Origin of the sequence: [Clostridium] hylemonae DSM 15053 (assembly GCF_008281175.1) — a bacterium.
Taxonomy (GTDB): domain Bacteria; phylum Bacillota; class Clostridia; order Lachnospirales; family Lachnospiraceae; genus Extibacter; species Extibacter hylemonae.
Window position 1 is genome coordinate 1,998,497 of the sequence record NZ_CP036524.1, and the last position, 11,937, is coordinate 2,010,433.

Annotated in this window: 7 protein-coding genes; 1 reads left to right on the forward strand and 6 read right to left on the reverse strand. The window is 51.9% G+C overall.

The window, feature by feature from the left end:
* Nucleotides 1–126 precede the first annotated feature (126 nt).
* The 4 genes from LAJLEIBI_RS09190 to LAJLEIBI_RS09205 all read right to left on the reverse strand — a co-directional run bounded on the left by LAJLEIBI_RS09190 (nt 127) and on the right by LAJLEIBI_RS09205 (nt 7,539).
* Nucleotides 127–1,791, reverse strand: a complete 1,665-nt coding sequence (locus tag LAJLEIBI_RS09190) for a Na/Pi cotransporter family protein (RefSeq protein ID WP_006441535.1) — start codon at nt 1,789–1,791, stop codon at nt 127–129.
* Nucleotides 1,755–3,926, reverse strand: a complete 2,172-nt coding sequence (gene secD / locus LAJLEIBI_RS09195; protein WP_006441536.1) for a protein translocase subunit SecD — start codon at nt 3,924–3,926, stop codon at nt 1,755–1,757. Before secD ends, LAJLEIBI_RS09190 begins: the two co-directional genes overlap by 37 nt.
* 553 nt (nt 3,927–4,479) lie before the next feature.
* On the reverse strand, nt 4,480–6,219 hold the full coding sequence (locus tag LAJLEIBI_RS09200; RefSeq protein ID WP_006441538.1) for an adenine deaminase C-terminal domain-containing protein: 1,740 nt from the start codon (nt 6,217–6,219) through the stop codon (nt 4,480–4,482).
* Nucleotides 6,220–6,234: 15 nt separating this feature from the next.
* Complete coding sequence (locus LAJLEIBI_RS09205) at nt 6,235–7,539, reverse strand: NCS2 family permease (RefSeq protein WP_006441539.1); 1,305 nt, start codon at nt 7,537–7,539, stop codon at nt 6,235–6,237.
* A gap of 137 nt (nt 7,540–7,676) precedes the next feature.
* Between LAJLEIBI_RS09205 and LAJLEIBI_RS09210 the strand changes: the two genes are divergently transcribed.
* On the forward strand, nt 7,677–8,606 hold the full coding sequence (locus tag LAJLEIBI_RS09210; RefSeq protein WP_040434599.1) for a LysR family transcriptional regulator: 930 nt from the start codon (nt 7,677–7,679) through the stop codon (nt 8,604–8,606).
* A gap of 16 nt (nt 8,607–8,622) precedes the next feature.
* On the opposite strand, the gene LAJLEIBI_RS09215 is transcribed toward LAJLEIBI_RS09210, so the two are convergent.
* Together LAJLEIBI_RS09215 and LAJLEIBI_RS09220 are read right to left on the reverse strand one after the other, a co-directional pair.
* Complete coding sequence (locus tag LAJLEIBI_RS09215) at nt 8,623–10,170, reverse strand: FGGY-family carbohydrate kinase (protein WP_006441542.1); 1,548 nt, start codon at nt 10,168–10,170, stop codon at nt 8,623–8,625.
* Nucleotides 10,171–10,191: 21 nt separating this feature from the next.
* The gene (locus tag LAJLEIBI_RS09220; RefSeq protein WP_006441543.1) at nt 10,192–11,931 is read right to left on the reverse strand and encodes an FAD-binding oxidoreductase; all 1,740 of its coding nucleotides are present in this window, start codon (nt 11,929–11,931) and stop codon (nt 10,192–10,194) included.
* Nucleotides 11,932–11,937 lie beyond the last annotated feature (6 nt).

Genomic DNA, 11,937 nt, shown 5'->3' on the forward strand with positions numbered 1-11,937 from the left:
TTCTTTATTATAAATATGATTATTTACTATACTCTGCAGTATATGCATTAAACTATACCACATAAAACGTCTGTTTTACAGTAGTCTGTATCTTTATCACGTATTCCGCAAGAGAAGAAATGGCTGTCAGCTGACCATCTCATAATATAATTCAGCTATATTGAGGGCGTGGTCTCCAATTCTTTCAAAATCTGTCAGCATCTCAGAAAATAAAAGTCCGGCTTCCGGCCTGCAGCTTCCGCTCTGCATCCGTTTGATCTGCTTCTTCAGATAACTCTGCTGCAGATCATCTATCTTCTGTTCATTCTGGGCCGTCTTTTCAAGTATCTCCCTTCCGGAAGCTCCCTTTGAAAATTCCAGTACATCCAGCGTCTCAAGACTTACCCGTTTCATCTGCCGTATGTCCTCCTGCGCATGCTCTGAAAAAGAAAGTCCCCATTTTTTCATATCTTCGGCATAACCTGCGATGTTCACCGCGTGATCTCCGATCCGCTCTATATTACTGATGATCACATAATATGCATTGATGCACTTTGTGTCCGGTCCGCTCATCTCCATCGTCATAAGCCTTCCGATATAGCGCGATATCTCTGTATTCAAGAAGTTTATGTATTGTTCCGCGGCTTCTATTTTCTCTGCCGATGCGTTCCCTGCGTTTAATGCCGCGTCAAAACCGGCCGCCGCATTGCTCCTGGCCATGGAAAGCATTCTTCCCACTTCTTTTTCAATCTCCGACAGGGCCGCTGCCGCATGCCCCACAGGATAGGAGGGTTCAAACGGCGAAAGATATATAAGGTGCATGACCTCATCCGCCTCCTCCCTTTTGTCCGGAAGAATGCGGACGGCAGCCCGTGCCATAACATTGCCGAACGGCAGAAGCAGTATCGTTGTCACAATATTAAACGTCGTGTGGACATTGGCTATCTGCTGAACCGGATTGCCCGCGGCGGCCGCCTCCATCCAGGATACGAACGGTGTGGCCATACAGACCAGTGTAAAAAGAACCGTACCTATTATGTTGAACATCAGATGAATGATCGTCGCCCTTTTCGCATTTGTCTTTGTCCCTATGGAAGCGAGCACCGCAGTTATACACGTTCCGATATTCTGACCGAACAGTATATACACGGCGCTCGAAAGCGGTATCACCCCCGTTCCCGCCAGCGCCTGCAGAATTCCGACCGAGGCTGACGAGGACTGGATGACTGCCGTAAATACCGCGCCGATCACAATACCGGTCAGCGGACTGCTGAAGGTTGTCATAAAATGAAGGAACGCTTCTGAGTCCTGGAGCGGCTCCATTGCCTTTCCCATCATATCCATACCGATGAACAGTACGCCAAGCCCTGCAAATATCTCACTGATATGGCAGATCTGTTTGTTCTTTATAAACAGGATACAGGCCACGCCGGCAAATGCGATCAGCGGGGCGACCGCCCCGATATCCAGGGCGATAAGCTGACCTGTGACCGTTGTGCCGATGTTGGCGCCCATAATGATCCACACTGCCTGATTCAGGCTCATCAGTCCTGAATTCACAAACCCTACGACCATGACTGTGGTCGCTGACGAGGACTGTATGACCGCCGTAATCCCGGCCCCGACCAATACACCTTTCATTCTGTTGGAGGTCAGTTTCTCCAGAATCTCCTTCATCTTGTTCCCTGCAGCTGTCTCAAGTCCATTGCTCATCATCTGCATCCCGTACAGAAAGAGAGCCAGCCCCCCAAGCAGCGTCAAGATATCTGTTCCTCTCACTTCTTCGTTCTCCTTTCCCTGAACTCTTTCCATGTCACCCACAGCGGTCCTGCTATACAGACAGAAGAATAACATCCGCTGATCACGCCGGCCAGCAGAGGCAGTGCAAATACCTTGATAGAGCCGATATCATAAACACAGGCAAATACAAGGACGACCGCCGCGCAAAGCGCTGTAGTAAAGGCAGTTTTCACAGACCTGCCGATCGTCTCTGTAATACTGCGGTCTACCAGCCGGCACAGCCCTTCCTTCTTCCTTCCCCCGCGCGCCAGATTCTCCCGTATTCTGTCGTAGAGGACAATGGTGTCGTTGATGGAATAGCCGATGATCGTCAGCGTCACCGCCACAAACGCATCATTTACCGGGATCTTTCCTATACCGAACACAAAGAGCACAATGGCCGCATCATGCAGCAGGGCAATGACAGCCGTTATCCCCGCCGAAAGCCCTGAAAGGGCGGAAAAACGGATCCAGATATAGAGAACTATGAACAGTGACGAAAGACCGACCGCGGCCGCCGAATTTTTCAGCGCTTTTGCTCCGATGTAAGGTTCTACCACCGATGTCTCGGAGAGCGTATACGCTGCTTCCTTATCCTGACCGAGCGCCTCCAGAACTTTTTTCTGCTCATCCGGCGAGATTCCTTTATTACCGGCCAGTGTCAGGATAAGCTTCTTCTGTCCGGTCAGAGGATCTTCTGTGATCTGCGTGCTCACCGGACGTTTTACCAGCTTCTCCACAGCCGCCCCTGCCTGCTTCGTATCGGCTTCACCCGTATAGGTATAGCGGAGAATAGCACCGCCGGTAAACTGTGTGTCCAGCCTGATGCCGTTCGCACCGCTGACTGCCGCCCCGGTCAGAAGCACCACGGCGGTGAACACATATATTTTCCTGCGCCCGGCGGCAAAGTGAAGGGGTCTCTGTTCCTTCTTCCTTCGGAACATCTGCTCCCTGCTGCATACTTGGTACCGAACGGCGGAAGTCAGCATAAAGCGCGACATCCACACTCCGGCCAGCAGATTGATAATGACACCGGTGAACAATGTATAACCAAAGCTCAGCATCGTCCCGGAGCCGAATATCATCAGGATCAAAGCCACGGCGGCTGTCGTGACGTTACCGTCCAGCACGGAGGAAAAGGCATTCTTATAACCATTCTTTACCGCCAGGCGCACGCCCGTCCCCCGCCTCAGTTCCTCCTGGATCCGCTCGCTGATTATGATATTCGCATCGACCGCCATCCCTGCAGACAGGATGAGTCCCGCAATGCCGGGCAGTGTCAGCGTATACTGCGGCAGGGACAGCGCCAGTATCTGAAGCGACATCTGAAAGATCAGCGTCAGACAGCTTATGACGCCGGGCAGACGGTAACTGACTATCATAAAAATACAGATCAGAACAAAGGCCACGGCCGCCGCCGTCACCATAGCCCGTAGCGCATTGTTTCCAAGCGCTGGACTTATCGTGTTGTAATTGGTCGTCTCCATCGAAAACGGAAGCGCGCCGGCATTGATCTTTTCAGACAGCGCTCTTGCCGCGTCAATGGAATCCATGCCGTTTATCACTGCCTCTCCGCCTGTGATCTGCTGCTGCACGACCGGGGCAGAGATCAGCCTGTCATCCATATAGATCTGAAGCTGGCGGCCGGTAAGCGCTCCTGTCGCCTCCGCAAATTCTTTTGTTCCTTTTCCGTCAAAGGAAAGCTGCACTTCATATCCGCCCGTCTCCGTATTTTTGACAGGCTGGCTGTTTTTCACATTCTGTCCTTCTATCAGGATCTTTCCATCCGGGTCTCTGAATGTAAGCTTTGCCGTCTCACCCAGCTCCGAAATGGCAGATTCCGGATCAAACTCTTTTTCATCAGACTTCCACGGAAATCGTACGATGATGTGCCCTTCCTTTTTGTCGACCGTCACCTCCCGGTCTGTTATGTTCTTCGCGTCCAGGCGGCTCTCCATTACATTCCTCGCGGCCTCCAGCTCTGATGCCGGCGGCGTCTCCTTCACCCCCGCGGGTTCAAATACCGCCTCCACGCCTCCTCTGATATCGATGCCGAATCTCATATCACGTACACCTTTCAGATCATTTCCGCAGCCAAAAAAGGCAAACAAAACAAAGGCTGCAATGATAAACAATGCCAGCCATATATGATTTTTCTTATTTTTCAATGTGCTTTTACCTCCTAATTCATTTCCGAAGCTGAACTCCGGCTAAGTTACGTCAGGCGGCAGCCGCACGTTTTTTACCATCTCTCTCATGGATAACTTGGATTTGACATAGATACACATGCGCGATCGTCATGCACATATCAAGAACTGAAAGAAGACTCCTTCCAGGCCTCCCGCTGAAAGCAGTTATCAACATACAGAAAAGCGCCCCGGATAAAAATGCAGATCCGGCGCCTCTTCTCACTTTTGACAAGACAGAAGAAGTCTTTTCAGGCATATGCTCCCGCAAGCCTGTTTTAACCTGTTCCGCCTCAGGCATATGAATGAGAGGCTCTCTCTGCGTCATCACACTGTGCGTTGACGCGCTGTTTTGGACAGTCCTTTTTGCCTCCGGGGTCTGTATGCAGCAAAAAAACAGCCCTGTGAAAAACAATGTAAAAAAGAATAACTGGATGTATCTTTTTCTCTTGTCCATAGGGCTGCCTCCTGTCTGTTGCTTATAGCAGATTTTAACACGCCGCTTGACGGTTCGTCAATAGCGGACGATACCGATTCAGACGGTTGTTAAAATAAGAGGTACTGTCTCTGCGCGGACTACGTCCACAAGGCCGCAGTCTGTAAGCTTTAATGCCGGACTGACGGGCAGACCAAGCGTACAGAGCGACATGATCGGATTATAATGCCGGTAACCGAGAGTGATAAGACTCTTCCTGACACCGCTCAGCATCCTGCCGATCTCGTCTGCAGGCTCCTCTGAGAGGATGCCCGCCACCGGCAGCGCAAGTTCCGCCGTGATCTTCCCGTTTTCAGCCGTACAGATGCCTCCTTTAAGCTCTATGATCCGGTGAGCGGCCGCAAGCATATCTTCCACGTTGCTGCCGATCACGAGAAGATTGTGATGGTCATGAAAATAGGTCGTTGCCGCCGCTCCCTTTCGGATACAGTCGCCTGTGACAAACCCGTAACCGATGTTACCGTTTTTTCCGTGTCTTTCAAAGACTGCCGCAAGCATGCACCCGCTTTCTTCCCACTGAAGGCATCCGTCCTTCACCTTCATTTCTCTATGGATCTCCGAGGTCTGCGTACATCCGTCCTGTACCTGTATGACACGTACCGCTGCTCTCTCTCCCTTCAGTCCTTTGGCCGGCACAAACTTGTCGCACGTAATATCCGGCAGATGCAGACTGTCATAAAACGACTCCGGAAACATATGACCGCCTGCCTGGTCTGACACTTCTCCCCTGCAGAAGATTTCTTTTCCGTCCTTAAATACATATTCCGGCTGAAAGCCGCTGCATTCTTCAGTTCTTATCAGCTGAAAGTCCGCTTTTTTACCCGGGGCGATCGCGCCTCTGTCTCTCAGGTTCATCCGCCTTGCCGGTGTATAGGAGGCACAGTATACAGCCTCCTCAAGCGGAAAGCCAAGGGCCACTGCTTTCTGTACCACATAGTTCAGCTGGCCGTGCTCCATAAGTTCATCCGCCATCGTATCGTCGGTCACGAAGCAGCAATGTTCGTACAATCTGTTCGTGATGATATGATCCAGCACTTCCTGCCGCAGCATTTTCTCCTGGAGCTCAACAAACATTCCGCCGGCAAAACGGTCTTTCAGCTCTTCGAGCGTGTGCTCCGTATGGTCCCCGTCAATTCCCCTGTAAAGGAACTTCGCCAGATCAAGTCCGGTCAGCGTCGGACAATGCCCCTCGATCACGGCCTGAGGATCCTCCTCCTTGAGATGATCGAGAAACTTTGTGATCTCCAGTTCATCCCCGCGTATGATCTGCCGGTAATTCATCACTTCCCCGACGCACACGACTCCGTCTTCCCCCATCAGATGCTTCATCTCCTCAAAGCCGATCACCCCGCCGGTCGTCTCAAGGCGGCTGTTCGTGGACGGCACGCTGCTCGGGATCCCATAATATATGTCTATCGGCGCGTCTTTGGCACCGTTGATCATCTCATGGATTCCCTGAACTCCCGCTACATTGGCAATCTCGTGCGGCTCCGACACGAGCGTCGTCACACCGCAGCCGGCCGCCCGCCTTCCAAAAGATACCGGCGTCATCATGGAACTTTCTATATGCATATGAATGTCCACGAATCCAGGAAGCATGCGGTAGCCGGTTCCGTCGATCACCTGTTCAGGTTCAAGCATATCCTCTCTGACGTCCGCTGTCTCCCGGCATACGTAATATATCCTGCCTCCCAGTACATATACATCCGCAGTCTCAAACTTCTTCAGGTAAGAATTGTATACTTCAGCATTTTTAACGAGTAAATCTACCTTCTCCATCACATACTCTCTCCTCTACAATATTGAATAGAAGTACAGGAGGCACACTGCCACAAGCACCCACATTGCCGGGCGGACCTCCTTTATCTTGCCGGAAGCTGTCTTCATGATAAGGTAAGACGGCAGCGCGGCGCAGATCCCGTTGGCGATATTGTTGCCGAAGATGGTAAACGCGATACAGACGAAGGCCGGGAATGCTTCTGTGTGATCGTCGTATTTGATATTTCTCATGGCACCGAGCATATTTATCCCGATATAAATGAGAACCGGCGCCGTGGCGGCGGAAGGTATCATGAGCGCCGCCGGTGCCAGAAGCAGTGCCAGTCCGAACAGAACGGACGTAAATATAACAGTCAGCCCGGTCTTTCCTCCGGCCTCCACGCCTGCGGAAGACTCCAGATAAGTCGTCATGCTCGGCATACCGAACAATGCCCCGAAACTGGTGGCGACCGCATCTACTTTGAAGCATTTGTCAATGCCGGGAAGATTGCCTTCTTCGTCCAGATAACCGGCTTTTGCCCCAACGCCGAGCACCGTGCCGAACGTTGAAAAGAAATCAGGCACAAACAACGCGATCAAAAACGGAATGTATGCAAAATTCAAAGCCCCCATAAAATCAACATTCATGAACTGACCGCCGATGCCCGCCGGCATTGTAAAAAGACTTTCCGGCATCTTCGTGACGCCGAACGGAATACCGATGACGGTGGCTGCCGCGATCGCCAGGATCATATCCCCCTGGACCTTTCTGGACTTCAGAATGAGAAGGATAATAAAACCGATGACTGCGACAATGACCTCCGGCGACGTCAGATCGCCGAATCCAAGACTCTTCTTTGCCTCATTGGCGATGATAAGTCCGCAGCTCTTTGCTCCTAAAAGCGCGATAAAAAGTCCGATCCCCGCGCTGACAGCATGTTTCAGGCTGACAGGTATCACTCTTACGACCGCTTCCCTCAGACCGAGAAATGAAATCGCAATAAACAGAACACCGCTCCAGAAAATAACTCCCGCCGTCACAGCCGGAGCGATTCCGTCATTTGCCATCATCGCTGTCACGATCCCCACACTTCCAAGTCCCGGCGCCAGTGCAAACGGGCGGTTTGTGTACAATGCCATGGCGCACGTCGTAAGGATGACGAGCAATATAAGCACCGTAAACATCACATGTTTGTCAAGTCCTGCCGATTCCATCATATTCGGTACTGTCGCCAGCACATAAGCCATGGTCACAAACGTAGTGATACCGGCCAGAAGCTCTGTCTTTACATTGGTGTGAAATTCTGTCAGTTTAAATTGTTTTTCCAACCACTGTCTCATAAAGTTACTCTCCTGTTTTCCTCATTGTATTTTCTTGCTTCTTTTGCCCTTTCATTGTATGATAACCATAATTGCTTGTCTAATTCATCTTGACCATGGACACCATTCCAAATGAGAATACCGCCGGAGATTTTGTTATGAACATTCATGAACTCAATTATGTGATCTGTATCGCAAAACATCAAAATATTACGAAGGCCGCCCAGGAACTTTTCATCTCCCAGCCGACCTTGAGCAAACATCTGAAGAAAATGGAGCGTGAACTCGGGCTGAAGCTGTTCAGCCGGGTAGATAACTGTTACATTCCGACGTATGCGGGCAGACGTTACATGGAGTACGCCGCTCAGGTGCTTGCGCTGACACAGGACTGGGAGAAGGAACTGTCTGACCTTCTCTCCTTAAAAGACGGGGAACTGACAGTGGCATTCCCACTTATGCGCAGCTCCTGCATGCTGCCCTTTATACTGCCTTCGTTTCACAGAAAGCATCCGCACGTAAAGGTAAATTTTCTGGAAGAGACACACTCCATACAGGAACGGCTTCTTGAAGACAGCCAGATAGATTTTGCAGTTTTCAGCGAAGAAACGATCCATCCCCGTCTGGATTATGAGGAACTGGGCCGCGAAGAGATCCTCCTCGTTGTCCCCCGGACGCATCCTCTTGCAAAAGAGCTTCCTTACTATCCCGAGGCCGGCGGTGCCTATCCGGCTGTTGACTGGGAAAAGCTGAAGGATGAGACCTTTATCCTCAATTCACCGGAACAGAACACCGGGGCTGTCACTGCAAAGCTTTTAAAAGAACATTATGTAAGCCCGGCGTTCTCCTTTTACACCCGCAATACACAGGCGGCCCTTCTCCTCGTTCAGAACGGGGAGGGACTCTGTTTTGCACCGGAGTCCTACGTACGCAGCACAGCCTTTGAAGCGCCGCCCGTCTGCTTTTCCCTGAAAGATGAAAGAGCGTTCACCACAACGGTGGCCGCCTACCGGAAAGGAGCCTATCTTCCGGGCTATGCCAGGGACTTTATCGAAAACGCGCGGGCCTATTTTGAAAAGTACACTATGTGAAGGAGGCAGATATAATCTATCTGTAGATCTCATTCAGCTTTGTGTAGAGAGGAGAAAGTCTGCCGTAGATATTGCGAAAGACATTCTCATATAGTTCTTCGTATATCTCGTGCTGCTTCATATCAGGCTCAAACACATCTTTCACGTGCACCATGCTGTGGACCGCTTCTTCGTAATCTTTAAATACGCCCATACCGACATATGCAGTCATGGCGCTTCCGACACCTGTCACCTCATACGTCTGCGTACGGATGACCGGAATGCCGAACATGTCAGCCGTGATCCGGCAGATCTCATCGCTTCTGGAACCTCCTCCTCCGAGGCGTATCTCTTTGAATGTATGCCCTGTACGTCTTTCCATCAGCCGCATTCCGTCCATCAGCGCAAAATTGATCCCCTCCACGATCGCACGGTAAATGTGGATCCTCGTGTGCTGGTCGGAAAAGCCGATGATGGCCCCTCTGGCCGCGGGCATGGTCACATTCGGAGTAAAGTAGGGCTGGAACAGCAGACCGTCACAGCCTGCCGGTATCTCCTTGAGCCGTTCGTTGAGAAGTTCCTCAGCCGGTATCTTAAGCTCTGCCGCCTGCTTTACTTCCTTCTGCGCAAATTCTTTTTTGAACCATGAGATCAGCCAGTATCCTCTGTATATCTCGATCTCCGGCGTAAAGCATCCCGGGATGATCGAGATATAAGGAGGGATAAAGCGCTCAGGCTCCACATACCGGTCCATTGTATATGTAACGGTTGCCGTCGTCCCGAAGCCGACGGCGGCCTTTTCTTTCGTCACACATCCAAGCCCCAGTATCTCACACGCTTTGTCGGAACCTGTGGCCAGCACGGGGAGGCCTGTGCCAAGCCCCGTATCCCGGGCAGCCTGCTCCGTGATCGTGCCAAGCTGCCGGCCGCTCTCTTTAATATCACACAGTTTACCTTCCGGAATATCAAAGACAGGGCGGGTCAGCGCCCCTTTTCTCTGCCAGGAACGGTTCTGGGCGTCCACAGGCAGATGCCCCACCAGGCTGGCAGCCGCATCGGCCATGTTTCCGGTCAGCTTAAAGGTGAGGTAACCGCTCAGAAGAAGATACTTGTATGTCCGCTTCCATATATCGGGCTCATTCTGCATGATCCAGTTACAGTGGGATTTACAGAACTGCAGATTTGCTGTCTCCTCCATACCGACAGCCTTGAGCATAAGCCGGGTCATCTGTGACATTGCAGGCCGCCCTTCTGCCCTTCTCTTATCGAGCCATACGATCGCGGGGCGCAGCGGACTGCCGTTCTCATCCACACAGATGGTTGTATCCCGTATCGTCGTCACCGTGACGGCCTCTATCTGCCCCCACAGTCTGGCACATGACTTTTTCAGTTCGAGCGACGCCCGGCAGATATGCTCATAATAGAAATCCGCACGCTGTTCCGCAAATCCCGGCTCAGGAGAATCATACGGAGGTTCATGCGTCTCCTGCGCTTTGGCGAGGATATCCCCCCGGCTGTTAATGAGCATCGCACGGGAACTCTGCGTGCCTACGTCGAATGTGAGTACGATATGTTCCTGCTTCATATAAGTCCCCCCTCCCCGGTCTTAACGGATATCATCCCGCAGAAAGCGCTTTTCCTCTTCCGGCAGATCAAGGCCCAGCGTCCCGCCGGGATTCATAAGATTATCCGGGTCAAAATATTCCTTCAGTGCCTTGAACACTCCATATTCTGTTCTTCCAAGCTGTCCTTCCAGCCATGGCGCGAACATCTTGCCGATGCCGTGATGGTGGCTCATTGCCGCCCCTGACTTCTGGATGGCGTCCAGTATCGTGCTGTGGTATGCCTTGAACTTATCCGCGTCATCCATCCGTGTAATGAAAATAAAGTAGAGATTGGCGCCCTGCGGATAGCAGTGTGACATATGTGTCGTCACGATCGTATTCGGAAGTGCATGGCACACCTTCCTCACTTCCCTGTGTACCTTTGCCATGTTCGACCAGTTGACCGTACACTCAAGCGTGTCAGTCATGATTCCAAAGTCCAGAAGCGTATCCCGCAGATAAGGGTCATTGAACCTGCCCTTCTCCCAGCTCTTCGTCACGTAGGAAGTCAGGCTCATTCCACCATATTTTCTGGCGATACGTCTGATATTGTCCGCTACATTCCTGGAAAACCCCTTCTCTCCGTCCGTAAACCCGAGGAACAGGCACCGTTTCATATCCTCAAATCCCCGCACATTGAGCAGCTTCCAGAGCGGAGTATCGTCCACGTTATAAAGCCGCAGCATCAGGTTTGTCTCCTCCGGATCCGACAGGCGGAATACCGAGGAAAAGCCTGCCTCACACTGCATCATTTCCCGGGCTGCCGCCCGCGCGGTCTTCCAGTTTTTAAATATATACGAAAAGCGCTCTCTGTTCTCCGGCATGTAGCGGAACACCTTTAGCGTCACCTCTGTCAGCACGCCGAACGCGCCCTCGCTTCCCATCATGATCTGGTTCAGGTTCGGACCGGTCGCCTCCCTCGGATAGCAGCTCGTCTGTATCGTACCGGCCGGCGTCGCATATTTCTGCCCCATTACGATATCAGTTATACAGCCGTAATAGGTGCTGTTCTGCCCTGCCCCTCTCGTCACGACCCAGCCGCCAACGCTGCTGTACTCAAAAGACTGGGGAAAATGCCCGCACGTATAGCGGCGTTTTGCTCCAAACAATTCCGGCGCGTGATTCAGCGCTTTTTCCAGCTTCGGTCCTGACATGCCGCTCTGTACGGTTATCGTCTGATCCGTCTCATTGAACGAGATCACTTTCTGGAACCGCTTTCTCATGTCGAGGGATATCCCCCCCTTCACAGGCTCCACCCCGCGTGTAACGCTGCTCCCGCCGCCATATACATACACCGGGATCTTATGTTCACAACAGTAAGCGACGATGTCTTCCACCTCTTTCGTCGTGCCTGGGTAGACGACCGCGTCCGGCAGACAGTCCACACGCCTGCCGCGGAGCCGCAGCGCGTCATATCCGGTCTTTCCGTACGCCACCGCAAGCCGGGGATAATCGTCAGTCGTAACGTACGCTTCCCCCACGATCGTTCTAAGCGCCTCCAGATGGTCCTGTGAAAGATTGCACGGCGCGTCGAGCTTTACGCGGTCCATCCCGATGTCTCCGTCATACGCGCGGAAATCGTCGTCCGTCATGTTGAACTTTTCTTTCATCATCTTATACAGTGATTCTTTCGGATATTTGACAAAGTCCGGATCTCCCCACCGGAATATGGAGCGGTAGCTGTCTTTCGGCGCAGCCTCCTTCACCCACTTCGGTTCAAATCCTTTATACGGTTTACTCATATGATC